A 26,620-nucleotide genomic window follows, 5' to 3' on the forward strand; every position below is an offset into this window, starting at 1 on the left:
AAAAGTGAAAAAGAGCAACAAGACTATATGCAAAAAAATTAATAAGATTATAGAAAATACTTATAACAATAGAGTAATGAGTACGCTAGATCATTTTTCTAGTTTTTATAAAATATATGAATGTGGATATAAGGAACCTATTTTAGTATCTGGAGTTGATGGAGTAGGAACAAAATTACGTTTAGCAATTGACTGTAAAAAATACAGCGTGATTGGAGAAGATTGTTTTGCGATGTGTGCCAATGATGTTTTATGTCATGGAGCTCGTCCTTTATTTTTTTTAGATTATTTAGCTTGTGGAAAACTAGATTTTACTATTGTAGAAAAAATTTTACAAGGAATAGCTATTTCTTGTAAAAAAACCAACACCTGTTTGATTGGAGGAGAAACTGCAGAAATGTCTGGAATTTATAAAGAATATGATTATGATATAGCTGGATTTTGTGTTGGAATTGTAGAAAAGAATCATATAGTAGATGGAAAAAAATTAATTCAAGAAAAAGATATTTTGATAGGACTTCCTTCATCAGGTGTACATAGTAATGGCTTTTCTATAATTAGAAATATTTTTTCTAAAGAAGATTTTATGAATTCTTTTCAAAAAAAACCGTTTTATGAAACGCTTTTAATTCCAACTAGAATTTATCATTCTCCTATTCATGCTTTATTAAAAGAATTTTTGATACATGGATTAGCTCATATTACTGGAGGAGGAATATCAGATAATCTATCTAGAATTCTTCCAGAAAATTTATCAGCTATAGTGGAAAAAGAAAAAATTCCGATTCAACCTGTTTTCAATTATATTCAAAAGAAAGGAAATCTATCAGAATATAAAATGTGGAGTACTTTTAATATGGGAGTAGGAATGATTATTGTATGTTCTTTTCAAGAGAAAGATTCGATTTTAAATCAACTTCATTTTTTAAGAGAAAAACCCTTTATTTTGGGTCATATTGTAAAAGGAAATAAAAAAGTATTTTTGAAATAAAAATATTTTCATGAAAAAAATAGCGATTTTTGTTTCTGGAAAGGGGACCAATATGCAGCATATTTTTCAAGCAATTAAAAACGGAAAGCTTTCTCATGTAATGGTAAATTTAGTGATTTCTGATAGATGGTGTAAAGCAATTCAATATGCATTAAAAGAAAATGTTTCAGTATTTTCTTTAATAAAAACTAAAAAAAAATTTCTTTCTAAAGAAATAGATAATCTACTTGTAAGATACATTCCGGATATTATAGTTCTTTCAGGATTTCTTTCTATACTTGATGCAGAGTTTTGTGAAAAATGGGTTAATAAAGTTATAAATATTCATCCTTCTCTGTTGCCTAAATATGGTGGAAAAGGAATGTATGGAATAAAAATACATCAAGAAGTTATAAAAAATAAAGAAAAAATATCAGGAGCTACCGTTCATTATGTCACAAAAAACGTGGATTTAGGGGATATTATTTTGAAAAAGACATGTATAATTGATTCAGGGGAGACTCCAGTATCTTTATCAAAGAAAGTTTCTATAATAGAAAAAAAAATATTAATTCAATCTATTAACAAACTTTTATAATTATTTATTATATACTTAAAAAGTAACAATGTCTTTATGAAAAGAGCTTTGGTCAGTGTTTATGAAAAAAATGATAAATTATTGAATTTCGTCAGTTTTTTAGATAAAAAAGGATATCAAATAGTTTCTACTGGAGGTACCTATCAATTTTTTGTAAAAAAAGGAGTATCAAATCTCAGAAAAGTTTATGATTTGACTTCTTTTCCTGAAATTTTAGATGGAAAAGTCAAAACCATTCATCCTAATATATATGCAGGAATTTTAGCCAATCGTTCCGTTGAACAACATATGAAATTGATTCATTCTCAAAATATTCATCTTATTGATATGGTATTAGTGAATTTTTATCCATTTTTTGAAAAAATGGATAAAAATTCTATAGATATTAATTCCATAATAGAATTTATTGATATTGGGGGGCCATCTATGCTTAGAGCAGCTGCTAAGAATTTTTTACATGTCACCGCTATTATAGATCATAATGATTATCAATTTGTTCAATCTGAAATTGAACATTATGGATCTCCTTCATTAAAATTGAGAAAAAAATTAGCAGGAAAAGTATTTAATTTTACTTCTGCTTATGATTCTGCTATTTCTCAATATCTTTTAGATGATCAATTTCCCATGTATTTACATTCTTCTTATAAAAAAAAAATGAATCTCCGTTATGGAGAAAATCCTCATCAAAAAGCCGCTTATTATGTTAATACAATCCATAAAAAAGGATCAATGCGAAATTTTATTCAATTACATGGAAGGAGACTATCATTGAATAATTTAAGAGATATGGATATAGCATGGAAGGTGGTTTCTCAATTTTCTGAACCTGCTTGTTGTACCGTGAAACATTCCACTCCTTGTGGAGTCGCATTAGGAAAAAATATTATTGAAGCATTTCAAAAAACTTATTATGCAGACACTATTTCGTCTTTTGGAGGAATACTGGCGGTAAATGTCCCAATTACAAAAGAATTAGCAAAAGAAATTAATCATATTTTTTTAGAAGCAGTTCTTTCTCCAAGTTATGAAACAGATGTTTTGAACATTTTAAAAATCAAGAAAAATATTAGAATTATTAGTATTAGTGAACCTATTTCAAATCAACTAGAATATGTGCAAATAGACGGAGGTATTTTAGTACAAGAATCAGATTCTTTTTTTCCTTATGAAGGAAATTACAAAATAGTTACTAAAAAAAAATTTAGTAATCAAGAACTTCAATCTTTATTTTTTGCTCAAAAAGTAGTAAAATACGTAAAGTCTAATGCAATTGTTGTAGCTAAAGGTACACAAACTTTAGGCATTTCGGGGGGGCAAACTAATAGAATTTGGGCTGCTCGTCAAGCTATAGAAAGAGCTTTAGAAAAAAGTAAAGAGGGATTAGTTCTCGTATCCGATGCTTTTTTTCCTTTTCGAGATGTTGTAGATGAATCGGCTCGTTCTGGTGGGATCCGTGCGATTCTTCAACCAGGAGGATCCATCCGTGATGAAGAATCGGTGAAAGCTTGTAATGATCATGGAATTGCAATGGCTTTTACTGGAAGAAGACACTTTAAACATTAAAAAAAATGAAAATTTTAATTCTTGGAGGCGGAGGACGTGAACATGCCATGGGAAAAAAATTATTGGAAGATGATCATTCTATTCATCTTTATTTTTATCCTGGGAATGGAGGAACAAGTATAATAGGAAGAAATATTGAAAATCATTATACGGTATTGGATTTAGGTTTTTTTGCTAAAAAAAATGCAATAGATATAACTATTGTAGGATCCGAATTTTTTTTATTAGAAGGAGTTGTAGACATTTTTCAAAATTTGGGATTAAAAATAGTTGGCCCCCATTATTTAGCTGCTAAACTTGAGGGGAATAGAATTTTTGCTAAATCCTTTATGGAAAAATATGGAATTCGTACTCCTAAATATAATATTTTTTCTTGCTATGAAAAAGCTATAAATTTTTTGAAAAAAAATACAAATTCTATAGCAATTAAAACTAATGGAATAGCTGCAGGAAAAGGAGTCATTTTATCCCATAATCAAAATGACGCTATAAGAGCTTTAAAAAATATTATGATCGAAAAAAAATTTGGAAAATCTGGAAATCAAATTATCATAGAAGAATTTTTGCAAGGAAAAGAAGCTTCTATCATATCTATTTTCAATGGAAAAAACATTATTCCTTTCTTATCGGCTAAAGATTATAAAAAAATAGGAGAAAATGAAACAGGATTGAATACAGGAGGAATGGGGGCCATTGTTCCCAATCCATATATAACCAATTCTATTTGGATAGATTTTAAAAAAAATATTTTAGAACCTACTTTAAAAGGATTAATTATGGAAAAATTAACTTTTTTTGGATTTCTATATTTTGGATTAATGATTACTTATAATAAAGTTTATTTATTAGAATACAATACTCGGATCGGAGATCCTGAAGCTCAAACTTTGTTTCCATTAATGAAAAGTAATTTTTTAAATCTCATTCAATCTTCTTTTCAACATCAAGAAATATCTATTGATTGGAAAAAATTATGTTCTTGTTGTGTTGTTTTATCATCTAGAGGATATCCTGAAAAATATGAAAGTGGAAAAATTATAGAAGGGGTAAATTCTTTAAAAGAACCTTTTTATATTGCTGGAGCAGAAATAAAACAAAAAAAATGGATAACATCAAGTGGACGAGTTCTCAATATAGTAGGAATAGGAAATACTATTCAGGAGGCCAGAAAGAAAGCTTATGAAAAGGTCAAAACAATTCAATTTGAAAATTTGTATTTCAGAAAAGATATTGGTTTATAATTAAACAAACATGAAAAAAGATTTTATACTCATATTAGATTTTGGATCTCAATATAGTCATATAATTGCTAGAAAAATTCGAGATATAGGAGTATATACTTTATTAGTATATCATTATCAAGATATTTCTATATCTCATGTAATTTCTAAACAAAAACCTAAAGGGATTATTCTGTCAGGAGGTCCTTTTTCTGTTTATGAAAAAGGTTCTCCATTAGTATCCAAAAATATTTTTCATCTAAATATTCCTATATTCGGAATTTGTTATGGAATGCAACTTATTTCTTTTCTTTTTGGAGGAAAAATAAAAAAATCAAAATTTAAAGAATATGGAAAATCCTATTTGATCATAGATCATCCTAATAATAATCTATTTTATGGAATTCCCAATAAATCTGTTGTTTGGATGAGTCATTTTGATGAAGTAAAAAATATTCCAAAAGAATTTCAAGTAATCGGACATACATCATCTTGTGATGTTGCAGCTTTTAGTCATCTTAATAAAGATATTTATGCCGTTCAATTTCATCCAGAAGTAAAAAACACAGAATATGGAATCTCTATGTTGAAAAATTTTGTTTTTCACATTTGTAAATGTAATTTGAATTGGAAATTCAATAATTTTGTTAAAAATACGATAGAAAATATTAAACAACGTGTAAATAAAAAAAAAGTTATACTAGGTTTTTCTGGAGGAGTAGATTCTTTTATTACTGCTTACATTATTTATAAAGCGATTGGTAATTCTTTGAATTGTATTTTCGTAGATACAGGATTACTATTAGAAACTGAGAAAGAAAAAATATATTCTTTATGCAAAAAAATGCCTTTTTCTATAAAAATAATAGATGCTAAAAATCAGTTTTTATCTAAATTAATTGGAATTGTAGATCCTGAAATAAAAAGAAAAGTTATAGGAAGGGAATTTCTTTCTATTTTTCAAGAAGAATCAAAAAAAATTAAAAATGTTGAATTTTTAGCACAAGGTACTATTTATTCCGATGTGATTGAATCTTCTGTTTTTTCGAAACATTCAAGTGAGTCTATCAAATCCCATCATAATGTAGGAGGATTACCAAAAACATTCATGAAATTAAAACTCATTGAGCCATTAAAACAATTATTTAAAGATGAAGTCAGAAAAATAGGAGAAAAATTGGGTCTTCCAAAAGAAATTTTATATCGTCATCCATTTCCTGGACCTGGATTAGGAATTCGTATTATTGGAGAAATCAATGAAAAAAAAATTTCTATTTTAAAACAAGCAGAAAATATTCTTTTACAAGAATTAAAAAAATTTAATATTTACAACTCTGTAACTCAGGCTTTTATTGTTTTATTGCCTGTAAAATCTGTAGGGATCAAAGGGGATAAACGAGCGTATGAGTATGCAGCTATATTACGTGTCATAAACACCGAAGATTTTATGACTGCTACTTTTTCACATTTATCTTACGATTTTTTAGAAAAAGTTTCAAATAGAATTACTAATGAAGTTGATGGAATTAATAGAATTGCATACGATATTACCTCTAAACCTCCATCTACTATTGAATGGGAATGATTTTTTCATATCATCATAGAAACTAATTTATATATATTTTTTTTTAATTCTGTTCTAGGAGAAATTAAATCGATAAAACCATGATCCATTAAAAATTCTGCGGTTTGAAATCCTTCTGGAAGATCTTTTCCGATTGTTTCTCTAATTACTCTAGGTCCAGCAAATCCAATCATAGCTCCTGGTTCAGCTATATTGATATCTCCAAGTAAAGAATAAGAAGCCGTCACCCCTCCCGTTGTTGGATCCGTCAAAACAGAAATATAAGGAATTTTAGCATCACGTAATTGAGTCAGTCTAGCTATCGTTTTAGCCATTTGCATTAATGAAAAAGAGGACTCCATTATTCTTGCTCCTCCCGATTTAGAAATTAATATATATGGATATTTTTTTTCAATACAATATTTGATAGCTCTAGATATTTTTTCTCCTACTACGGATCCCATGGATCCTCCTATAAATGAAAAATCCATACAAGATATCACTACATTTATAGTTTGAATTTTTCCAACCCCTGTTCTAATAGCATCATACAAATTTGTTTTTTTTCGTGTTTCTTGAATTCTATCTGTATATTTTTTATAATCTTCCCATTTCATAGGATCTTTGCTCATCATTTTTACATTCATTTCTAAAAATTTTCCATGATCAAAAAGAATTTCAAAATATTCTTTACTATGAATTCTTACATGATATCCATCTTCTGGACTAACATAAGCGTTTTTTTTTAACTCTTCTGTATCTATAATTTTTCCGCTAGAAGTTCTATACCAAATTCCTTTTGGTAAATCCTTTCTCTCGTTTATAGATGTTATAATATTCTTTTTTTTTCTTAAAAACCAAGCCATGGTTGTTTTATAAAGTATTAATATTATTCATAAATTCAAAATATTTTTTTAAAATCATTTTAAAAGATTTCTCTCCTTCTCTTAACCATATTCTAGGGTCATAATATTTTTTATTAGGAATATGTTTTCCTTTTGGATTTCCTATTTGTTTTTTTAAGTATTCCTTATTTTGATTCATATAATCTCGAACTCCACAAGTAAAAGCATATTGTAAATCAGTATCTACATTCATTTTCACAACTCCGTAATTAATAGCTTCTTGTATTTCCTTTTTAGTAGATCCTGATCCTCCGTGAAAAACTAAAGAGACTGGTTTTTTTGTCTTAGTATGAAATTTTTTTTGTATATATTCTTGTGTATTTTTTAAAATTTCAGGACGAAGCATAACATTTCCAGGTTTATAAACTCCATGAACGTTTCCAAAAGAAGCAGCTATAATAAAATTATCACTGATTTTCATTAATTTTTCATAGGCATAAGAAACCTCTTTGGGTTGAGTATAAAGTTTATTATTTTCAATATTGGAATTGTCTATTCCATCCTCTTCTCCTCCCGTTACACCAAGTTCTATTTCAAGGGTCATTTTACTTTTATTCATTCTATCAAAATACTGTTCACAAATGTTAATATTTTCTTTTAAAGATTCTTGAGAAAGATCTAACATATGTGAGCTGAATAACGTTTTTCCAAAACGTTTATAATATTTTTCATTGACTTCTATCAATCCATCTATCCATGGAAGAATAGATTTAGAACAATGATCTGTATGAAGAATAACCGTTGTTTGATAATATGATGCTAATTCATGAATATGCATAGCACAAACAATCGAACCTTGAATTGCGGCTTTTTCTTTTTCATTATTTAATCCTTTTCCAGCATTAAAAATCGCCCCTCCATTAGATAATTGAATAATAACAGGAGAATTTACTTCTGCAGCTGTTTCCATAACTGCATTCATAGTATTAGATCCAATAACGTTTACAGCAGGTATAGAAAAAACGTTCTCCTTAGCGTATTCGAATATTTCTTTAACAAGATTACCAGTAGCTACTCCAGTAGGAAATTTTTTAGACATGTGTTTAAAATTTATTTTAACAAGGATTCACAAATGTAAAAAAAAGTATTTTTTTAGTATAGAGAATTTATCTTTTAAAAGATATGAAAAAATTTTTATTAAATTAATAAAATTCAATATGCTAGTTCTACCATCTACATTAAAAATATACAATGCTTCAGCTGGTTCTGGAAAAACTACTTTTTTAGTTATCAATTATCTTTATATTTTATTAAAAAGTCCTTATCCTGACGAATATAAAAGAGTTCTAGCCTTAACTTTTACTAAAAAAGCTTCTGAAGAAATGAAAAATCGCATTTTACAATGCATAAAAGAATTTTCAAATAAAAAAGTTAAAAAAGAATATTGTTTTTTGTTTAATTATATGACAAAAAATTTAAGTTTAACAAAACATCAATTGTATCAACGTTCTGAAAAAATATTATCTCACATATTACACGATTTTTATTCTTTTTCTAGGAATATAAGTACAATAGATAAGTTTACTTATAACATTATAAGATCTCTTTTTCCAGAAAGAGAAATCCATTTAGAAATGGATACAGATCGATTTTTATTGAAAATTGTAGAAAATATATTATACAAATTAAAAAATACTGAAGAATGGTCCAATGTTTTAATTCAATCTTCTTTAGAAAAACTAAAAAAAGGAAAAAATTGGGATTTGAGAAAAGAGTTATTTAAAATAGCTCATGTAATGGTTGAAGAAAATAATTTTTTTCCTATAAAAAAAATGAAAAAAATTTCTTTAGAAAATTTTTTGAAGTTAAAAAATACTCTAATTAAAAGAACTAAAGAATTCGAAAAACAATGTGAAAGAAAAGGAAAAAAATTTTTTCAACTTTTAGAAAAAGCTTCTATTCAAGAACATTCATTCATTCATTTAGATTTACCAAGATTTTTTCGAAAACTGAAAAATGGAAATATATTTTTTAATCCTTTTCATGAACGTATTGAAAAAAATATTCAAAAAGAAATATTTTATTCTAAATCTTTTTCTGATCTGAGCCAGAAAATACTCATAGAAAAAAATAGAAAAAAAATATTCCTATTATATGAGGAAACAAAATCTATATATAAAAAAAATATATCCAATTATCTTTTGGATAAACTTTTTTTAAAAAACATAAGCATATTATCAATAATACATGAATTCGAAAAAGAATTTCATTCTATAAAAAATGAAAAAAAAATTATTTTAAATGCAGAATTAAATAAAATTCTTTACGAGAGAATTCTTGAAGGAACATTTCCAAAAATATATGAAAAAATAGGCACACAATATAAACATTATTTCATAGATGAATTTCAAGATATTTCATTTTTACAATGGCAAAATATTAAATTTTTAGTTGAAAATGCATTATCTGAAAATGGATCAGCTATGATAGTAGGAGACCCCAAACAATCTATATATAGATGGAGAGGCGGTGATTCTAAACAATTTATTAATTTAATTTATTCTAAATCAAATCATTATAAAAAAGACATAAAAACTATAGAAAGAAATTTTCGTAGTTATGAAGAAATTGTAAAATTTAATAATTTACTTTATCAATCTATATCTAAAATATTTCATTCTACTATTTACCAAGATATATATACAAATTACAAACAAAAAATAGACAAAAAATATGGTGGATATGTAGAAATAAATTTTATTCATGATTCTAAAAATTACAAGGAACATATTTATTCAAACATAAAAAATAAAATAGAAAAATTATTGAAACAAAAATATGTATTATCAGATATTGCGATTTTAGTCAGAAACAATGAAGAAGCTCATTTTTTGTCTGAAAAATTAGTGACAGATGGTATTGTTGTAAATACTTCTGTTTCTTTACTAATAAAAAATCATTTGGAAATCCAAATCATCATAAATTTTTTTTACATTATTGCTTATCCTCATTGTTACCAAAAAAGAGTTTTTTTAATTTTTTTATTATTAAAAAATAAATTCATTCGTACTAAAAGGAATCATCATGATTTCATTATAAAAATACTTTTTTTACCTTTAGATCTATTCTTAAAAAAGATTCTGTTTAAAAAAAGTTCATTAACATTAAAAAAATTATATAATCAATCTATATACAACATATCAGAAAAAATTATTGAATCTTTTGGATTATTAAATAAACGAAATTCTACATACATTTATTCTTTTTTAGATTTTGTTTATAGGTCTATAAAAAGGGTAGGAAATTCTGTTCTAGATTTTTTGGATTATTGGGAATTTCAAAAAGAAAAGGAAAGTATTGTGATTTCTGATCACATTAATGCTATTCGTATTATGACTATTCATAAATCTAAAGGATTGCAATTTCCTGTGGTCCTTATTCCTTTCACTGATTGGAATCTTTTTTCTAAAGAAAAAGAAAAAGTTTGGATTAATGTTAATCCTCATTTATATAATGGATTAAACCCTATTTTTTTAGGAAAAATAGACCCCTATTTTAAACATATAAAACATGATAATAATATCCGAAATTTTTATGAAGATTATTTATCAAACATTAAATTTGACAACATTAATTTATTATATGTAGCGACTACCCGTTCCATTGAACAACTCATTTTATTTTCAAAACTTGGAAATGATAAATCCGTATCATTTTACATCAAAAATTTTTTGTGTGAAAAAAAAATGTGGAATGAGAAAAAATGTCAGTATATTTTTGGAAAAGAAAAAAAAAATTCTTAGTTTATTTTACATGTTTTTCTGCATGATAAGAAGATCTAACTAATGGTCCACTTTCTACATATTTAAATCCCATTTTTAATCCAATTGTTTTCAATTTTTGAAATTGTTCTGGAAAAACGAAAAAACGAACAGGGTAATGTTTTAAGGAAGGTTGTAAATATTGTCCCATTGTCAGAATATCTACTTTAGATTTTATGATGTCTTTCATGGTTTCTATTATTTCTTCTTCTGTTTCTCCTAATCCTAACATGATTCCTGTTTTTGTACGTATATCTTGATTTCTTTCTTTTATATATTGTAAAACTTCAAGACTACGATTATATTGAGCTTGAATACGAACTTTTTTTGTTAATCTGGAAACTGTTTCTACATTATGAGAAATCACTTCTGGCTTGATATCAATTATTTTATCTATTATTTTTTTTTCTCCTTTAAAATCGGGAATTAAAGCTTCTATTGTAATATTCGGATTAAAATATCGTACTTTTTGTATAGTATGAATCCATATAGAAGAACCCATATCCTGTAAATCATCTCGATTAACAGAAGTTAATACAGCATGTTTTATTTTTAGTATTTTTATAGATTTTGCTACTTTTTCTGGTTCTTTCCAATCTATTTTATTAGGACGTCCTGTTTTCACTCCACAAAATCTACAAGATCTTGTACAAATATTTCCTAATATCATGAAAGTAGCCACCCCTTTATCCCAGCATTCTCCTATGTTGGGACAACTACCACTCTGACAAATTGTGTTCAGTTTATGCAAAGAAACTAATTTTTGCAATTCATGATAATTTTTACTCATTGGTAATTTTACTTTTATCCACTTTGGTTTTTTTTGAATAACATTCATATTTTTCTTCAATTTTTATTATATATAACACTTTATATAAAAATATAAAAATCAATTTTTTTTGATAAATTTGTCAAAATATGTGTTTTTTATTATTTATATGAAAGTGTTTGTTAGAGACATTGCTTATAGATTGGAAAATCTAGCTCCTCTAGAATATGCAGAATCTTATGATAACGTTGGATTAATAGTAGGATCATTTCATAAAGAAGTAAAAAAGGTATTGATTACTTTAGATCTCACTGAAGAGGTTTTTTATGAATCTCTCAAAAAAAAATGCGATTTGATAATTTCTTTTCATCCTATCATTTTTAAATCTATTAAGAATATAACTGGAAAAACATTTTCAGAAAGAGTCATAATTCATGCGTTAAAAAATGATATATCTATTTATGTAATTCACACAAATTTAGATGTGGTATGGGAAGGAACTTCTTCTTATCTCTCCAAATTATTACGAATTAACAGAGAAAAAGTTCTTGTTTCAAAAAAAGAAACCATAAAAAAATTAATAACTTATGTTCCAATTAATTATGCTGAAAAAGTAAGAAATGCTTTATTTGAAGCAGGAGCTGGAAATATTTCTAATTACAGTCATTGTAGTTATAATTTTGACGGATATGGAAGTTATATGGGAAATAAAAAAACCAAACCTTTTCTTGGAAAAAAAGAAATTTTTCATATAGAAAAAGAAACTTGTATTGGTGTTATTTTTCCTGATTATAAATTAGATATCATAAAAAAGACACTATTTCAAAATCATCCTTATGAAGAAATAGCTTACGAAATTTATAACCTGGAAAATATTAATCCTTATATAGGAATAGGTTTTATAGGAAATCTTATAGAAAACATGAATGAACATGATTTTCTTTTTTTTCTAAAAGAAAAAATGAATCTTCTTTGTATTCGACATTCTAATTTGATAGAAAAAGAAATTCAAAAAGTTGCTATGATTCCAGGTTCAGGACGATTTGGAATCGAATCTGCTGTAAAAGAAAAAGCTGATGTTTTTATATCCTCTGATTTGAAATATCATGATTTTTTTAAATATGAAAAAAAAATATTAATTGTGGATATAGGGCATTATGAATCTGAAAAATTTATTAAAAATTTACTGAAATCTTTTTTAGATCAAAATTTTACTTCTATTTCTGTTTTTAAATCAGAAGTTCATACTAATCCAGTTAAATATTTTTATTAATTATGAGCCATAATAAAAAACAAGAATCCGCCGTTACTGTAGTAGATAAATTGAGAGTATTATATCATCTTCAATTAATAGATTCTCGTATGGATGAAATACGAAAGTTTCGTATAAATATTCCTATGGAGATAAAAAGTTTAGAAGAAGAACTAGAAAAAATGAAAAAAAAATTAGAACATTTTTATGAAGATATTTTTTCTATAAAAGAAAATATAAATAAACAAAATAAAAATATTAAATCATCAGAAATATTGATCAATAAATATGAAAAACAAAAAGATCATATCAAAAATCATAAAGAATTATATTCTCTAGATAAAGAAATTGATTATCAAAAGTTAGAAATCCAATTAGCTAAAAAAAAAATTAAGGAATTGAATCTTCAAATTCATAAAAAGGAAGAAAATCTAAAGAAAAAAGAAGAGATATTAGAAAATAAAAAAGAACATCTTTTTCATAAAAAAAAAGAATTGAATAATATTCTCGTAGAAAATGAGAAAGAAGAACAAATTCTATTAGAAAAATCTTCATGTTTTTCCAAAAAAATAGATAATGATTTATTAAAAACTTATCAAAAAATCAGAAACGGAGTAAAAAATGGAATAGCTATTGCCCCAGTACAAAGAGGAGCTCCTTTGGGTTCTTATCTAGCAATAACACCTCAAAAATATTCTGAACTAATACAACGTAATAAACTCTTAATAGATGAGCATAGTGGAAGAATATTAATAGATGCGGAATTGGCTGAGGAAGAAAAGAAAAAATCTTTTGTTTTTTGTTATAAAAAAAAAATATAGATTATGGTACGAACTTATTCTTCTAGTGAAATTAAAATTCGAATTAAAGATTTTGAATTATTAGAAGTTTCTTCAGGAGAAAAGAAGTTTTTGAAAACTTTTTTTTCGAATCAAGCAACTGTAATCATGTTTATTTGTAATCACTGTCCGTATGTTAAACACATCAATGCAGAATTAATTCGTTTAGCTAATGATTTTATTCCAAAAAGGATTTCATTTTTAGCTATCAATTCTAATGACGCAAAAAAGTATCCAGAAGATTCTACAGAAAATATGAAAAAAGTATATTATCAATTAGGTTATCCTTTTCCTTATTTTTTTGATGAAACACAGGAAGTGGCTAAATATTATTGTGCAAAATGTACTCCTGAATTTTTTATATTTTCCGGAGAGGGGAATTTATGTTATCACGGACAATTAGATGATTCTAGACCTGGAAATGATGTTCCTGTTACAGGTAGTGATGTGAGAAATGTGTTGAAAAATATTTTAAAAGGGAAAAAAATAATATCTCCGATAGTAAAATTGAGTTACGGATGTAATATCAAATGGAAAACATAAGAGGTTTATAATAATAGGGAATAATATTTAAAAAATATTTTATAGATTCAGATAAATTTTTTTCTGATGTTCCTCCTGCCGCATTTCTGTGTCCTCCTCCTCTAAAATGTTTTCTCGCAAACATATTTACGTCAAAATTTCCTTTCGAACGAAAGGAAATTTTGATAGGGAATTTTTCTTTTTCTTCAAAAAATAAGACTGAAAAAACAATGTTTTTAATACCTAATCCATAGGTAATAATTCCTTCTTTATCTTCTGGTTTATAGGAATCAGAATTGATATCCGAAGCTTTTATGCTTGTATAAGCTGTTCTATATTTTTTAATAATTTTCAATTTTTTTAAGGCTTTAGATAATAGTTTTAATCTGTTTTCATTGTATTTTTCTTGTAAATGATCATAAATAGAATTGATATCAATTCCCTTCTCTATTAATTTTCCTGCAATAAAATGAGTTTCTGAAGTAACAGAAGGAAAGCGAAAAAAACCTGTATCAGTCATTAATCCTACATATAAACACGTAGCTATTTTTTTGTCTATTTTGTCTAAATTATTCATATCAGATATGAATCGAAAAACTAAAATACTGGTAGCTGCTACTGTAGGGTCTGAAAACATAAAATCAAAACAAAATGGATAAGGATGATGATCAATTAATATTTTTTTTGCTTTCGAACACAAAAAAAGATTTTTTATCTTATTAATTCTTGAAAAATTATTAAAATCTATAAAAAAAATATAATCAGAATTTACAATCTTTTTTTTTACTAAAGATTCTGTATGTTTAGAAAATACAAGGATATCCTCAGTTCCAGGAAGCCATTGAAAAGATTCAGGATATTCTGTTGGAGAGATTAAATCTACATCATGTTTTAATTTTCTAAAATAAAACAAAAGAGCTAAAGAAGATCCTAAAGCATCTCCATCTGGATTATTGTGAGGAAATAATACAATTTTTTTTTTATTTATTCCATTGATGTTAGAAAGCAACATATTATTTTTTTTTCAATCCCAATTCTTTTCCTTTTTTCAACATAATAAAATAAGCAGAATGAAAATTATTAGATATTTTTCCTTCCAAAATAGAATCTTTAACAAAATTTTTTATGATTCCTATTTCTTTACATGGATCAATTTGAAAAGCCTTCATTATATCATTTCCTGATATGGGAGATTTCCAATTTTGAATCCTATCTTTTTCTTCTAATTTTCTAATTCTTTCCATTAAAATATAAATATTTTTTTGATATTGATTTTTTTTTTCTATATTATTAGTAGTAATATCAGCGATACATAATTTCATTAAATCTTCTAAATCGTTTCCTATCTCAAATAATAATCTGCGTATAGCAGAATCACTAGTATTATTTCCTATTAACGCAATAGGTTTATAACTATGCTGAATCATTTTTTGAACATATTTCATAGAAGAACCTTTTGGAAGCTTTAAACGTTGGAATATATTTGGAACCATCTTAGATCCTACAAATTCGTGAGAATGGAAAGACCATCCTATTTTAGGAAAAAATTTTTTGGTATAAGTCTTCCCTATATCATGAAGTAATGCGACCCATCTTAACCAAATAGAATTATTTTTTTCTTTACTAATATTATCTACTACTTGCAAAGTATGATAGAAATTATCTTTGTGTTTATATCCATTTTTTTCTTCTATTCCTTTTAACGAAACTAATTCAGGTAATATAATTGATAATAATCCAGATTTATATAATAAAAGCAATCCTATAGAAGGCTTTTTAGATAGTAAAATTTTGTGAAATTCTTCTACAATTCTTTCTGTAGAAACAATATTGATTCTATTTTTATTCTTTTGAATTGATTGGAATGAATGTTTTTCAATTTTAAACTGTAGTTGAGTAGCAAATCGTATAGCTCGCATCATTCGGAGTGGATCATCCGAATAAGTAAGATTGGCATCTAATGGTGTTCTTAATATTTTTTTTTTTAAATCTGATACCCCTCCAAATGGATCTATCAATTTTCCATAATTATTACGGTTTAAACTAATAGCTAAAGTATTGATTGTAAAATCTCTTCTATTTTGATCATCTTGTAAAGATCCAAACTGAATAATTGGGTTTCTACTAGAAAAAGAGTAAGATTCTTTTCTTGATCCTACAAATTCGATTTTTTGATTATCGTATTCTAACATAGCTGTTCCAAAACGTTTAAATATTCTGATTATCGGAGAAGGAATAAGATATTTAGAAACTTCTTCAGCTAATCTTACTCCTTCTCCGATAGTTAAAATATCTAAATCCTTTGATTCTATTTCTCCTATCAAAATATCTCGAACATAACCTCCCACTACATAACTTTTTTGTTCTATTCTTTGAGAAGAAATACTTATAATGCGAAATATTTTTTGATGAAGAACAGATGATAAATTCATATCACTCTCGTAATATTTTGACCTGATCAGATTCTATTTTTATAATAGAAGAACTCCTATTGTTCATTTTTTCTTCTCTACGGAAATTTACAACATAATCTGTTTTATTTAAAATAAAAGGATGAATTTCTGAAAAAGATTTTGGAGTAATAAATCCAGAAAAATTAGCAGAAGTAGAAATTATGGGTCTATCCAAATTTTGAATCAAGCAAATACAAAATGGATCATGTGTTAAACGAACAGCTAAAGTTTTATCTTGTCTAAAAAAATTAGATGCTATTTTTTTAGTATTTTCATATACTATAGTAATAGGTTTTTCTTTTTTAACAAAATTATCTAAAATTATTTTTTTAGTAAAATGAGGAATTTTTCCTACTAATTGATGCAAACGATCCATACTTTCTACTAAAACAATCATAGACTTATAAAAATTTCTATTCTTGATTTCACATATTCTTTTTATAGCTTGTAAGTTAAAAGCATCACATCCCAATCCCCATACAGTATCTGTAGGATACAATAGATTTTTTCCTTTTCTTAATATATTTACACTTCTTTCTATTTCTTCTACGTAAAAAGACATTTAAATTGATAAATTATGGGTTCTCAATGCATCATTTAAAGAGATTTTTTTGTCTGTGCTTTCTTTTCTTTTTCCTATAATCATAGCACATGGAACATGATATCTTCCTGAAGGGAATTCTTTTGGATAAGTTCCTGGTATGACAACAGAATATTTCGGAACTATACCCTTAATTTCAATAGGGGTTTCATTAGTTACATCAAATATTTTAGTAGAGGCTGTCAAAACTACATTTGCTCCTAAAACAGCCCCTTCTTTTATTAAAACTCCTTCTACTAAAATACATCTAGATCCAATAAAAACATTATCCTCAATAATAACTGGATGGGACTGTAAAGGTTCTAAAACTCCTCCTATTCCTACTCCTCCACTTACATGAACACGTTCTCCTATTTGAGCGCAACTTCCCACTGTTGCCCATGTATCTATCATCGTATCTCTTCCTATATATGCCCCTATATTTACATAAGAAGGCATAAGAATGACTCCCGGAGATATATATGAACCATAACGTGTTATAGCATGAGGAACGACACGAACTCCTTTTTCCTTAAATTTATTCTTAATAGGAATTTTATCATAAAACTCTAATGGGCCTAATTTTATTGTATTCATTTTTTGAACAGAAAAATACATAATAATAGCTTTTTTAATCCATTCATTAACTATCCATTTTCCATTTAAATAATTCGATACTCTAATTGAACCTGTTTCTAAATGTTCAATAACCTGAAAAACTACATTTTTTATGTGTTTATCAGTAGCCCATTCTCCATTTTTATTATTCCAAGCTTTTTCTATTTCTAATTTTAGTCTATTCATTTTTTATATTGGTTGATAAAAAAATAAAACAAAAGTAGCAAAAATAAAATAAGATCACAAGTATATATTTTATATTTGATAATGTCAAAAATATTAGGGATAGATTATGGAAAAATTATGACTGGATTATCTATAACAGATGATAAAAAAATATTTGCGTTTGGACTAAATTCTGTTCCTACTAAAAATCTAATGAATTTTTTAGAATCTTTTTTAGTTTATGAAAAAATAGAAAAAATTGTTGTAGGATTGCCAAAAAAATTGAATAATCAAAAAGAAGTTTTAATAGAAACAGAAATTCAGAAATTTCTAAAAAAATTTCACATAAAATATCCTGAGATCAGGATAAAAAGATTAGATGAACGTTTTACATCTAAAATGGCTTTTGATACTATGATAAAATTGGGTTTAAAAAGGAAAAAAAGGAAAAAAAAAGTAATTTTAAATCAAATTAGTGCCACTATAATTTTACAGTCTTATCTTACAAAAAAAGAAAAAAAATTCATTAATTAATTTATATGGTATTACCTATAATTTTTTATGGAAATCCTATTTTAAGAAAAAAATGTTTGAACATAGATTTATCTTCTTGTGATAGAAAAGAAGAAATCAATCAATTGATTCAAAATATGTTTGAAACAATACACAAAGCAAAAGGGATAGGATTGGCTGCACCCCAGGTTGGAAAAAATATTAGACTTTTTATAGTCAAGACTCCTTACTTAAAGGGAGAAAATATAAGAAATTATAAGGAAGTTTTTATTAATGCGAAAATATTAAAAATTCATGGAAAAGAATGTAAATTTAATGAAGGGTGCCTGAGTATTCCTGGAATTATGGGATACATTAAAAGAAAAACTCATGTTAAAATTGAATATTATGATCAAAATTGGAAAAAACAAAAAAAAACATTAACAGGCATATGTGCAAGGGTTATTTTGCACGAATATGATCACATTGAAGGAAAACTTTTCATAGACTATTTCTCTTATAAAAAAAAGAAAACAATAAAAGAAAAATTGAGTCAATTATCCGAAAAAAATTTATTTTGAATAAACATTCTCTACCATTTTTTTGAAAAGATCAGGGTCATTCATCGATATATGTGAAAGAATTTTTCTATTGATTTTAATTTTTTTTTCGGATAATTGATTCAAAAATTCAGAATAAGATTTTCCATACTGACGTATACCCGCATTGATACGTTGAATCCAAAGAGATCTAAAATTTCTTTTTTTTATTTTTCTTCCTGAAAAAGCATAAACAAAGGACTTTTCTACAGCATTTTTAGCAACTGTATAAACTTTACTTCTGGAACCATAAAAACCTCTGGATGATTTCAGTATTTTTTTACGTTTTCTTCTAGAAGAAACCGCATTTGTAGATCTAGGCATAATTTTCTAAATTTGTGTTTTTATGTTTTTTTGATCGGATCTATTCAACAAAGTAAATAAAGAAAGATAACGTTTCCTTTTTTTAGATTTTTTAGTTAATAAATGATTCTTGAATGCACGTTTTCTTTTAAAATATCCATTAGCTGTTTTTTTAAATCTTTTTTTCGATCCTGATTTTGTTTTTAGTTTAGGCATAATAAATAAAACGTTAAAATTTTTTGGGAGCTAATATCATATACATTCTTTTTCCTTCCATTACCGGCATTTGCTCTACTTTTCCATATTCCTCAATTTCTTCCGCAAATTTTAATAATTTGATTTTACCTTGATCTTTGTATACTATAGAACGTCCTTTAAAAAAAACAAATACTTTCACTTTATCTCCGCGCATTAAAAATTTCTCTGCACTTTTAATCTTAACTTTTCCATCATGATCTCCAATCTGGGGGCCAAATCTAATTTCTTTAGTATTTACTTTAATTTGTTTCGCCTTAAATTGTTTTTTTCTTTTTTTTTGTTCATATAGAAATTTCTTGTAATCCAATATTTTACATACGGGAGGATTTAATTTAGGATTAATTTCAACCAAATCTAACTCTCTATTTCTAGAAAATTGAAGAGCTTCTTGTATAGAATAAATCCCATTTTCTATGGAAGAATCCCCGACTAAACGAACTTTTTGTGCATCAATCTTTTCATTAACTCGATGTTTCTCTTTTTTTTGCGGTAATGGTCGGTACATTCTATTTCTTTTATGCCCTCTTGAAAATTTTTTTTTTATAATAGTTTTATAGTTTTAGTTTTTAAATTTATTTCATTCAAAATAGATTCTATTCCATTAGATATAGAAAATATTCCTATATGTCCTACCCCATGACGTCGTAATGACATCATTTCATTTTTTTCCTCTTTATTTCCCAAAATTATCATATAAGGAATCTTTTTTTCTTCAGAATCCCTAATTTTTTTATTAATTTTTTCATTTCTGTTATCAAGAAATACACGAATATTGTAACTTGACATTAAATTTAAAATTTTTTTTGCATAAACTACATATTTATCACTTATAGGAAGTATAACGACTTGATTCGGGACTAACCACAATGGGAGATTTCCTTCTGTATGTTCTATCATAATAGCAATAATCCGTTCTAATGAACCGAAAGGTGCTCTATGTATCATTACTGGACGACATTTTTCGTTATTTTTTCCTTTATAATATAAATTGAATCTTTCGGGTAAATTATAATCTACTTGAATCGTTCCAAGTTGCCAATTTCTTCCTAAAGAATCTTGAATAAGAAAATCTAATTTCGGTCCATAAAAAGCTGCATCTCCATAATTAATAGATGCTTCTATCTTTTCCTCTTGTACCACTTTTAATATATCTCTTTCAGCTTTTTCCCAATTTGTTTTTGATCCTATATAATCATCTATTTTTTTAGGGTCTCTCAGAGAGATTCTAACTGTATACGTCAGAAAACCTAAAGTACGAAAAACATAAAAAACTAAGTTAATGACTTTTTTCAATTCTTCTAACAATTGATCGTAAGTACAAAAAATATGCGCATCATCTTGAGTAAAACATCTAACTCTAGTTAATCCATGAAGTTCTCCGCTTTGTTCATAACGATATACTGTTCCAAACTCCGCAAATCGTTTAGGAAGATCACGGTAGGACCATTCTTGAGAACGATAAATTTCACAATGATGAGGACAATTCATAGGTTTTAAAAGAAACTCCTCTTCTTTACGAGGTGTGTAAATGGGATTAAAATGATTTTTTCCATATTTATCCCAATGCCCACTTCTAACATACAATTTTTTATGTCCAATATGTGGTGTTATAACCATTTCATATCCAGATTTCTCTTGAACTTCAGTTAAAAAATTTTCTAAATTTTTTCTAAAAATTGTTCCTCTAGGTAACCATAAAGGTAATCCCGTTCCTACTCGATCAGAAAAAACAAAAAATTTTAGTTTTTTTCCTATCTTTCTATGATCTCTATTAAAATCTTTTTTTGAAAAAGAAACTGACTTATTTTTATTCATAAAAATAAGTTACAAGTTTTTTTATTTTTATGATGATAAAAATAAGTAAAAGACTGATGCCATGATACATCCAACTATAGGTCCAAGTATTGGAATCAAAGCATAATTCCAATGATTTTTCTCCTTTCCCGGAATAGGAATGATAGAATATATGATTCTTGGTCCTAAGTCACGAGCAGGATTTAAAGCCGCACCTGTAGCTCCTCCTAAGGATAAAACAATTCCTAAGACAATTAAAGCAGAAGGAAGAGCCCCTAACGATCCCAAACCTATAGGATATTTATTTTCTTTAAAAAAAAGAGTTCCTTCTGTAGAAAGATATAAAGAAATAAATATGAAAACAAAAGTAGCTAATACTTCACTTAAAAAATTTGAAAATAAATTTTTTATAGCAGGAAAAGTCACAAAAACAGATAATTTTTCTTGTTTTTCTTGAGTTTCAAAAAAATGATCTTTGTATAAAAACCATACAAATAGAGATCCTAACATAGCTCCAATGAATTGAGAAAAGATATAAAAGGGAACCATTTTCCAACTAAATTTTCCAATAATGGCAAAACTTATTGTCACACATGGATTTAAATGGGCTCCACTATAAGGTGCAGAAACTATTATTCCCATAAAAACAGCCAATGCCCATCCTATAGTAATAGTTAACCATTCTCCATTTTTGCTATGACCTTTAGTTTTTGATAAAATAACATTTGCCACTACCCCATTTCCTAAAAATATTAAAATCATTGTTCCTATGATTTCTGCATATATTTTTGTCATTTTATTTATATTTTATTTGACTGGACCAAGAACGAGTTGTTTTGATCGCTCTTTTCCAACCTTGAATTCTTTCCAATCTACTAGACATTCCTTTTGGTTCAAAAATTTGTTCCAATTTCCATTTATCTTGAATCTCTTCAAGACTACTCCAATAATTTACAGCTAATCCCGCTAAATAAGCAGCTCCAGCTGCTGTAAGCTCAGAAATTTTAGATTTAACAACTTTTACATTTAAAATATCAGATTGAAATTGCATTAATAATTTATTTACTGTAGCACCTCCATCTACACGAAGTTCTTTTATAGAAATACCAGAATCCGCTTCCATAGCTTTCAATACGTCCATATTCTGAAAAGCAATACTTTCTAATGCAGCTCGAACAAAATGGGCGGAAGAAGTTCCTCTTGTGATTCCCACAATGGTTCCTCTTGCTTTTTGATCCCAATAAGGAGCCCCTAAACCAGAAAAAGCTGGAACCATATACAAACCTTCTGTATTTTCCACAGAAGAAGCTAATATTTCCGCTTCACTGGAAGACATCAGTAGACCTAACCCATCTCTAAGCCATTGAACCACAGCTCCTGCAATAAAAACACTTCCTTCCAATGCATATTGAACTTGATTTTGGATTTTCCAAGCTACAGTAGTAATTAAATTGTTTTGAGAAAAAACCGGATTATCTCCTACATTCATTAACATAAAACATCCCGTTCCATAAGTATTTTTTACCATACCAATTTTTGTACACATTTGACCAAAAAGAGCGGCTTGTTGATCTCCTGCAATTCCAGATATAGGAATCTTATGTGATAGAATATGTCCTGTTGTATAACCAAAAATTTCACTAGATGATTTTACTTCTGGAAGCATGGTGTTTGGAATATTAAATAAATCTACTAATTCTTGATCCCAATTTAGGGTATGAATATTAAATAACATGGTACGAGAAGCATTAGTGACATCTGTGACATGAATTCTTTTTCCGGTTAAGTTCCATATTAACCATGAATCTATAGTTCCAAATGCTAAAGATCCAGAATGAGCTTTCTTTTTCGCTCCAGGAACATTTTCCAATATCCACTTAATTTTCGTAGCAGAAAAATAAGGATCAATAATCAATCCTGTTTTTTTTCGAATCATTTCAGTTAATCCTTCTTTTTTAATTTGATCACAATATTTAAATGTTCGTCTATCTTGCCATACTATAGCATTAAAAATAGGTTCGCCCGTCTTTTTATCCCATACTACAGTGGTTTCTCTTTGATTAGTAATTCCAATTGATATTATATTTTCTCCTTCTAAATTTGCCTTTAAAATAGCTTCTAAAGCTACTGAAGCTTGTGTTGACCATATTTCTTCTGCATTGTGTTCCACCCATCCAGGATGAGGATATATTTGTGTAAATTCTCTTTGAGCTACAGAAATAATATTTCCAACTTGATCAAAAATAATAGCTCTAGAACTCGTTGTTCCCTGATCTAATGATAGTACATATTTTTTCATAAACATATAATAACTTTTCTACTATCAAACTGATGGATAATAGTATCGCATAGCTAGCTCCTTGAAAGACTCTACTTGTGATTTTTCCCATTTTTCATCTCTAGAAAGTTCTTGAGCCATTAATGATGCTACTTTAGGTGCTATATCTATTGCTTTTTTAGCATTTAAAAATAATAAACGGAACCTTCTTGCTAAAACATCTTCAATGGTTCTCGCCATTTCATAACGAACCATCCAAATGACTTCTGCTTCGGTATAAGAAGAAGAATTTTTGGAAACTAAGGATGCCCCCAATAATGGATCTTTATCAATTAATTTTTTTATATGATATTCATCTTCTCCATATTTATTCCAATGAGAATTCTGACTTTTATATGAAAAATCAGATCCATAAATTTTAAGATTTTTTGTTACAGAAGGTATTTTATTAAATTTACCTATTTCAATAGCTTTATTAACAGTATCTTCTGCCATTTTTCTATATGTAGTCCATTTTCCTCCTATAATACTAATTAGTCCAGAAGAGCTTATCATAAGTTTATGAGATCTAGAAATATCCTTAGTTTTAGTAGAAAAATAAGAATTATTAGAAACAAAAAGAGGACGTAATCCAGAGAATGCACTTAATATATCACTTTTTTTTGTATGAAATACAAAATATTTGTTAAAAGTTTGTAATATAAAATCAATCTCTTCCTCTAAAGGAATCGGTTCAAGAACACTTTTTTCTAAAAAAGTATCTGTAGTTCCTACTAAAACATGATCGTGCCATGGAACACAAAATAAAATTCTTCCATCCTGAGTTTTTGGAATAACTATAGCATTTGAACTACTGAAAAAAGATTTATCTAATACAATATGTGTACCTTGACTTGGTTTGATAAAAATTGGACATGCAGATTCATCCATTTTTGAAATAGAATCAGAAAATACTCCAGTAGCGTTGATAACTATTTTTGAAGAAATAGAATATTTTTTTTGAGTTTCAAGATCACAGGCTACAACTCCAGAAATTTTATTCCCTACTTTTTTTAGTAAATTTTCGACTTGAAAATAATTTAATAATATTCCACCCTTTTGAACACAAGTTTGTGCTAAATTTATAGCTAAACGTGCGTCATCAAACTGCCCATCATAATATAAAATACCTCCTTTTAACTCTTTACTTTTAATTTCTGGAAAATTTCTAACAATTTCATCCTTGGATAAAAATCTGGATTTTCCAAAACTTAAAGAACCAGAAAGCCATTCGTACAATTTTAATCCAGTCCAGTACAAAATCCCCATTTTCCAATTGAAAACTGGAATGATAAATTTTTGTTTTTTTACTAAATGAGGAGCATTTTTTAATAAAAAACCTCTTTCTTGCAATGCCTCATAAACTAATCTTATATTTCCTTGAGCTAAATATCGTACTCCTCCATGAACTAATTTCGTACTTCGACTAGAAGTGGCTTTAGAAAAATCAGATTGTTCTAATAGAAGAGTCTTATATCCTCTGGAAGAAGAATCTAAAGCGATTCCTAATCCTGTAGCTCCTCCTCCAATTATGATAACATCCCAAATATTTACATTTTCTAAAATAGTCAAAAACCTATCTCTATTTAAAAAATTTTTCATCATTTTTTACTCATATAAAATTTTCAACGAAAAATCCTACATTATTGGGTTTTTTTTAAATATTAAATGAACAAAATTAAAAATATTTTCAATAACAGAAAATGATAATTAGAATTATGCATTATTTTCTTTTTTAATCATTTGATAGATAAAATTTTTTATAGTCTCTTTTCCTGAATGAGCATGAATTTTTTTCATAATTTGATTCATATCATAAAATTGTTTCATAAAAAGATCTATATGACTCAATGTGATACCTGATCCTTTAGAGATTCTTTTCTTTCTTCTCACATCAAGAAGTATTTTAGGATTATTTCTTTCATAAGGAGTCATAGAATGAATAATGGCTTCTATTTTTTTAAAAGAATTTTTTTGATTTCCATCAAAAGAAAAATACTTATTGATTCCAGGAATCATTGAAATAATATTTTTGATATTTCCTATTTTTTTTATTTGTTGAATTTGATCTAATAAATCATTAAAATTAAAACGATTTTTTGAAATTTTTTGATAAATTTTTTTAGTTTTTGTTTCATCAAATTGTTCTTGTACTTTTTCAACTAAGGAAACTATATCACCCATACCTAATATTCTATTAGCTATTCTTTCTGGATAAAAAACTTCCAAATCTTCTATTTTTTCTCCATTACTAATAAATTTTATGGGTTTTTTGATTACACTAGATATGGTTATTGCAACCCCACCTCGACAATCTCCATCTAATTTTGTTATCACAATACCATCAAAATTCAATACTTTTGAAAAAGATTGAGCCGTATTTATAGCATCTTGTCCTGTCATGGCATCAACAACGAATAAAACTTCATCTGGATTAGAATATTGATTTATTTTTTGAATTTCTTTCATCATGATTCGATCGATAGCTAATCTACCAGCTGTATCAATAATGATTACATTTTTCTTTTTTTTGAAAGCATAAAGAATGGATTGATCTACAATTTCTATAACATTTTTACTTTTTTCTAAAGAAAAAACAGGAATATTTACTTTTTTTGCAATCAATTTCAGTTGATCTACAGCTGCAGGACGATGAATGTCTACAGAAACCAGTAAAGGAGATTTATTTTTTTTCATCAAAAAAAAAGCAAGTTTAGAGGAAAAAGAAGTTTTTCCACTTCCCTGTAATCCACAGATTAAAATAATAGAAGGATTTTTAGAAAGATTTATTTCTATATTTTTTTCTCCCATAAGAAAAACTAATTCATCATATACTATTTTTGTAATTAATTGCTTTGGATTTAAAGAAGTCAATACTTTTTTTCCAATAGATGTTTCTTGAACTTTTTGAATAAAGTTCCTAACTATTTTATGATTCACATCTGCATCAATTAATGCTCGTCCAATTTCTTTTAGAGAAGATGCTATATTAATTTCTGTAATTGTATTGTGTCCCTTCAAAATATGAAGAGCTTTAGAAATTTTATTTTGTAAATGTTCAAACATAAGTTAAGT

At 26.8% G+C, this 26,620-nt stretch carries 26 protein-coding genes; 11 read left to right on the forward strand and 15 right to left on the reverse strand.

From position 1 onward, the window contains the following. Window positions 1-4 precede the first annotated feature (4 nt). From purM to guaA, 5 genes are read left to right on the forward strand one after another with little or no spacing between them, the layout of a single operon-like run. Window positions 5-991: a phosphoribosylformylglycinamidine cyclo-ligase gene (purM, locus tag BPAA_RS00790; RefSeq protein ID WP_015429777.1), complete on the forward strand. Its 987-nt coding sequence runs from the start codon at window positions 5-7 to the stop codon at window positions 989-991. A gap of 10 nt (window positions 992-1,001) precedes the next feature. Further along, a complete protein-coding gene (locus tag BPAA_RS00795) occupies window positions 1,002-1,568 on the forward strand; it encodes a formyltransferase family protein (protein ID WP_015429778.1) in 567 nt (188 codons plus the stop codon). 36 nt (window positions 1,569-1,604) lie between these two features. Then, a complete protein-coding gene (gene purH, locus BPAA_RS00800; protein WP_015429779.1) occupies window positions 1,605-3,134 on the forward strand; it encodes a bifunctional phosphoribosylaminoimidazolecarboxamide formyltransferase/IMP cyclohydrolase in 1,530 nt (509 codons plus the stop codon). A 5-nt stretch (window positions 3,135-3,139) separates the two neighbouring features. Then, window positions 3,140-4,375 carry a phosphoribosylamine--glycine ligase gene (gene purD, locus BPAA_RS00805; protein ID WP_015429780.1) on the forward strand — a complete coding sequence of 412 codons (1,236 nt, stop codon included), beginning with the start codon at window positions 3,140-3,142 and terminating at the stop codon, window positions 4,373-4,375. A gap of 10 nt (window positions 4,376-4,385) precedes the next feature. Then, entirely contained in the window at window positions 4,386-5,939 is a 1,554-nt protein-coding gene (guaA, locus tag BPAA_RS00810) for a glutamine-hydrolyzing GMP synthase (RefSeq protein ID WP_015429781.1), read from the forward strand. A gap of 5 nt (window positions 5,940-5,944) precedes the next feature. Here the strand turns inward: guaA and accD are convergent, their stop codons facing one another. Together accD and fbaA are read right to left on the reverse strand one after the other, a co-directional pair. After that, window positions 5,945-6,784, reverse strand: coding sequence for an acetyl-CoA carboxylase, carboxyltransferase subunit beta (gene accD, locus BPAA_RS00815; protein ID WP_015429782.1), 840 nt, complete (start codon window positions 6,782-6,784; stop codon window positions 5,945-5,947). 7 nt (window positions 6,785-6,791) lie between these two features. Then, entirely contained in the window at window positions 6,792-7,862 is a 1,071-nt protein-coding gene (fbaA, locus tag BPAA_RS00820) for a class II fructose-bisphosphate aldolase (RefSeq protein WP_015429783.1), read from the reverse strand. Between the two features lie 118 nt (window positions 7,863-7,980). On the opposite strand from fbaA, the gene BPAA_RS00825 reads away from it, so the two are divergent. Beyond that, on the forward strand, window positions 7,981-10,566 hold the full coding sequence (locus tag BPAA_RS00825) for a UvrD-helicase domain-containing protein (protein WP_015429784.1): 2,586 nt from the start codon (window positions 7,981-7,983) through the stop codon (window positions 10,564-10,566). A 1-nt stretch (window position 10,567) separates the two neighbouring features. Here the strand turns inward: BPAA_RS00825 and lipA are convergent, their stop codons facing one another. Continuing rightward, window positions 10,568-11,422, reverse strand: coding sequence for a lipoyl synthase (gene lipA, locus BPAA_RS00830; protein WP_015429785.1), 855 nt, complete (start codon window positions 11,420-11,422; stop codon window positions 10,568-10,570). Window positions 11,423-11,522: 100 nt separating this feature from the next. On the opposite strand from lipA, the gene BPAA_RS00835 reads away from it, so the two are divergent. From BPAA_RS00835 to BPAA_RS00845, 3 genes are read left to right on the forward strand one after another with little or no spacing between them, the layout of a single operon-like run. Further along, on the forward strand, window positions 11,523-12,626 hold the full coding sequence (locus BPAA_RS00835; protein ID WP_015429786.1) for a Nif3-like dinuclear metal center hexameric protein: 1,104 nt from the start codon (window positions 11,523-11,525) through the stop codon (window positions 12,624-12,626). A 2-nt stretch (window positions 12,627-12,628) separates the two neighbouring features. After that, window positions 12,629-13,426 (forward strand): zinc ribbon domain-containing protein, encoded by a 798-nt coding sequence (locus tag BPAA_RS00840; RefSeq protein WP_015429787.1) that lies wholly within the window; start codon window positions 12,629-12,631, stop codon window positions 13,424-13,426. 3 nt (window positions 13,427-13,429) lie between these two features. Then, window positions 13,430-13,987, forward strand: coding sequence for a thioredoxin family protein (locus BPAA_RS00845; RefSeq protein ID WP_015429788.1), 558 nt, complete (start codon window positions 13,430-13,432; stop codon window positions 13,985-13,987). On the opposite strand, the gene BPAA_RS00850 is transcribed toward BPAA_RS00845, so the two are convergent. From BPAA_RS00850 to BPAA_RS00865, 4 genes are read right to left on the reverse strand one after another with little or no spacing between them, the layout of a single operon-like run. After that, the gene (locus tag BPAA_RS00850) at window positions 13,971-14,978 is read right to left on the reverse strand and encodes a DHH family phosphoesterase (RefSeq protein WP_015429789.1); all 1,008 of its coding nucleotides are present in this window, start codon (window positions 14,976-14,978) and stop codon (window positions 13,971-13,973) included. The genes BPAA_RS00845 and BPAA_RS00850 overlap by 17 nt on opposite strands. Before the next feature lies 1 nt (window position 14,979). Next, window positions 14,980-16,398, reverse strand: a complete 1,419-nt coding sequence (locus tag BPAA_RS00855; RefSeq protein WP_015429790.1) for a CCA tRNA nucleotidyltransferase — start codon at window positions 16,396-16,398, stop codon at window positions 14,980-14,982. Window position 16,399: 1 nt separating this feature from the next. Beyond that, window positions 16,400-16,981, reverse strand: coding sequence for an L-threonylcarbamoyladenylate synthase (locus BPAA_RS00860; RefSeq protein WP_015429791.1), 582 nt, complete (start codon window positions 16,979-16,981; stop codon window positions 16,400-16,402). After that, window positions 16,982-17,803, reverse strand: coding sequence for a 2,3,4,5-tetrahydropyridine-2,6-dicarboxylate N-succinyltransferase (locus BPAA_RS00865; protein WP_015429792.1), 822 nt, complete (start codon window positions 17,801-17,803; stop codon window positions 16,982-16,984). Window positions 17,804-17,884: 81 nt separating this feature from the next. On the opposite strand from BPAA_RS00865, the gene ruvX reads away from it, so the two are divergent. Beyond that, window positions 17,885-18,316 (forward strand): Holliday junction resolvase RuvX, encoded by a 432-nt coding sequence (gene ruvX, locus BPAA_RS00870; protein WP_015429793.1) that lies wholly within the window; start codon window positions 17,885-17,887, stop codon window positions 18,314-18,316. Between the two features lie 5 nt (window positions 18,317-18,321). Continuing rightward, window positions 18,322-18,855: a peptide deformylase gene (gene def, locus BPAA_RS00875; protein ID WP_015429794.1), complete on the forward strand. Its 534-nt coding sequence runs from the start codon at window positions 18,322-18,324 to the stop codon at window positions 18,853-18,855. Here def and rplT read toward each other — a convergent pair. The 8 genes from rplT to ffh all read right to left on the reverse strand — a co-directional run bounded on the left by rplT (window position 18,847) and on the right by ffh (window position 26,611). Further along, complete coding sequence (gene rplT, locus BPAA_RS00880; RefSeq protein ID WP_015429795.1) at window positions 18,847-19,197, reverse strand: 50S ribosomal protein L20; 351 nt, start codon at window positions 19,195-19,197, stop codon at window positions 18,847-18,849. The genes def and rplT overlap by 9 nt on opposite strands. 6 nt (window positions 19,198-19,203) lie before the next feature. Further along, entirely contained in the window at window positions 19,204-19,392 is a 189-nt protein-coding gene (gene rpmI / locus BPAA_RS00885) for a 50S ribosomal protein L35 (RefSeq protein WP_015429796.1), read from the reverse strand. A gap of 13 nt (window positions 19,393-19,405) precedes the next feature. Continuing rightward, window positions 19,406-19,939 (reverse strand): translation initiation factor IF-3, encoded by a 534-nt coding sequence (gene infC / locus BPAA_RS00890; protein ID WP_015429797.1) that lies wholly within the window; start codon window positions 19,937-19,939, stop codon window positions 19,406-19,408. A gap of 35 nt (window positions 19,940-19,974) precedes the next feature. Continuing rightward, complete coding sequence (gene thrS, locus BPAA_RS00895; protein ID WP_015429798.1) at window positions 19,975-21,249, reverse strand: threonine--tRNA ligase; 1,275 nt, start codon at window positions 21,247-21,249, stop codon at window positions 19,975-19,977. A gap of 27 nt (window positions 21,250-21,276) precedes the next feature. Further along, on the reverse strand, window positions 21,277-22,023 hold the full coding sequence (locus BPAA_RS00900) for an MIP/aquaporin family protein (protein ID WP_015429799.1): 747 nt from the start codon (window positions 22,021-22,023) through the stop codon (window positions 21,277-21,279). A 1-nt stretch (window position 22,024) separates the two neighbouring features. Beyond that, window positions 22,025-23,533 (reverse strand): glycerol kinase GlpK, encoded by a 1,509-nt coding sequence (gene glpK / locus BPAA_RS00905; protein WP_015429800.1) that lies wholly within the window; start codon window positions 23,531-23,533, stop codon window positions 22,025-22,027. 18 nt (window positions 23,534-23,551) lie between these two features. Continuing rightward, entirely contained in the window at window positions 23,552-25,150 is a 1,599-nt protein-coding gene (locus tag BPAA_RS00910) for a glycerol-3-phosphate dehydrogenase/oxidase (RefSeq protein WP_015429801.1), read from the reverse strand. 111 nt (window positions 25,151-25,261) lie between these two features. Next, window positions 25,262-26,611: a signal recognition particle protein gene (gene ffh / locus BPAA_RS00915; protein ID WP_015429802.1), complete on the reverse strand. Its 1,350-nt coding sequence runs from the start codon at window positions 26,609-26,611 to the stop codon at window positions 25,262-25,264. Between the last annotated feature and the right edge of the window lie 9 nt (window positions 26,612-26,620).

Source organism: Blattabacterium cuenoti BPAA, from assembly GCF_000348805.1.
Lineage (GTDB): Bacteria > Bacteroidota > Bacteroidia > Flavobacteriales > Blattabacteriaceae > Blattabacterium > Blattabacterium cuenoti_B.

Excerpts from the sequence above, each read along its gene's own strand:
- BPAA_RS00900 (WP_015429799.1), bottom strand. The coding sequence starts at position 22,023 with ATGACAAAAATATATGCAGAAATCATAGGAACAATGATTTTAATATTT.
- rpmI (WP_015429796.1), bottom strand. The coding sequence starts at position 19,392 with ATGCCTAAACTAAAAACAAAATCAGGATCGAAAAAAAGATTTAAAAAA.
- BPAA_RS00795 (WP_015429778.1), top strand. The coding sequence starts at position 1,002 with ATGAAAAAAATAGCGATTTTTGTTTCTGGAAAGGGGACCAATATGCAG.
- BPAA_RS00825 (WP_015429784.1), top strand. The coding sequence starts at position 7,981 with ATGCTAGTTCTACCATCTACATTAAAAATATACAATGCTTCAGCTGGT.
- rplT (WP_015429795.1), bottom strand. The coding sequence starts at position 19,197 with ATGCCTAGATCTACAAATGCGGTTTCTTCTAGAAGAAAACGTAAAAAA.
- thrS (WP_015429798.1), bottom strand. The coding sequence starts at position 21,249 with ATGAATAAAAATAAGTCAGTTTCTTTTTCAAAAAAAGATTTTAATAGA.
- purD (WP_015429780.1), top strand. The coding sequence starts at position 3,140 with ATGAAAATTTTAATTCTTGGAGGCGGAGGACGTGAACATGCCATGGGA.
- fbaA (WP_015429783.1), bottom strand. The coding sequence starts at position 7,862 with ATGTCTAAAAAATTTCCTACTGGAGTAGCTACTGGTAATCTTGTTAAA.
- ffh (WP_015429802.1), bottom strand. The coding sequence starts at position 26,611 with ATGTTTGAACATTTACAAAATAAAATTTCTAAAGCTCTTCATATTTTG.
- ruvX (WP_015429793.1), top strand. The coding sequence starts at position 17,885 with ATGTCAAAAATATTAGGGATAGATTATGGAAAAATTATGACTGGATTA.
- BPAA_RS00840 (WP_015429787.1), top strand. The coding sequence starts at position 12,629 with ATGAGCCATAATAAAAAACAAGAATCCGCCGTTACTGTAGTAGATAAA.
- BPAA_RS00845 (WP_015429788.1), top strand. The coding sequence starts at position 13,430 with ATGGTACGAACTTATTCTTCTAGTGAAATTAAAATTCGAATTAAAGAT.
- BPAA_RS00835 (WP_015429786.1), top strand. The coding sequence starts at position 11,523 with ATGAAAGTGTTTGTTAGAGACATTGCTTATAGATTGGAAAATCTAGCT.
- BPAA_RS00910 (WP_015429801.1), bottom strand. The coding sequence starts at position 25,150 with ATGATGAAAAATTTTTTAAATAGAGATAGGTTTTTGACTATTTTAGAA.
- BPAA_RS00865 (WP_015429792.1), bottom strand. The coding sequence starts at position 17,803 with ATGAATAGACTAAAATTAGAAATAGAAAAAGCTTGGAATAATAAAAAT.
- BPAA_RS00860 (WP_015429791.1), bottom strand. The coding sequence starts at position 16,981 with ATGTCTTTTTACGTAGAAGAAATAGAAAGAAGTGTAAATATATTAAGA.
- BPAA_RS00850 (WP_015429789.1), bottom strand. The coding sequence starts at position 14,978 with ATGTTGCTTTCTAACATCAATGGAATAAATAAAAAAAAAATTGTATTA.
- BPAA_RS00855 (WP_015429790.1), bottom strand. The coding sequence starts at position 16,398 with ATGAATTTATCATCTGTTCTTCATCAAAAAATATTTCGCATTATAAGT.
- def (WP_015429794.1), top strand. The coding sequence starts at position 18,322 with ATGGTATTACCTATAATTTTTTATGGAAATCCTATTTTAAGAAAAAAA.
- accD (WP_015429782.1), bottom strand. The coding sequence starts at position 6,784 with ATGGCTTGGTTTTTAAGAAAAAAAAAGAATATTATAACATCTATAAAC.
- glpK (WP_015429800.1), bottom strand. The coding sequence starts at position 23,533 with ATGTTTATGAAAAAATATGTACTATCATTAGATCAGGGAACAACGAGT.
- lipA (WP_015429785.1), bottom strand. The coding sequence starts at position 11,422 with ATGAATGTTATTCAAAAAAAACCAAAGTGGATAAAAGTAAAATTACCA.
- infC (WP_015429797.1), bottom strand. The coding sequence starts at position 19,939 with ATGTACCGACCATTACCGCAAAAAAAAGAGAAACATCGAGTTAATGAA.
- purH (WP_015429779.1), top strand. The coding sequence starts at position 1,605 with ATGAAAAGAGCTTTGGTCAGTGTTTATGAAAAAAATGATAAATTATTG.
- guaA (WP_015429781.1), top strand. The coding sequence starts at position 4,386 with ATGAAAAAAGATTTTATACTCATATTAGATTTTGGATCTCAATATAGT.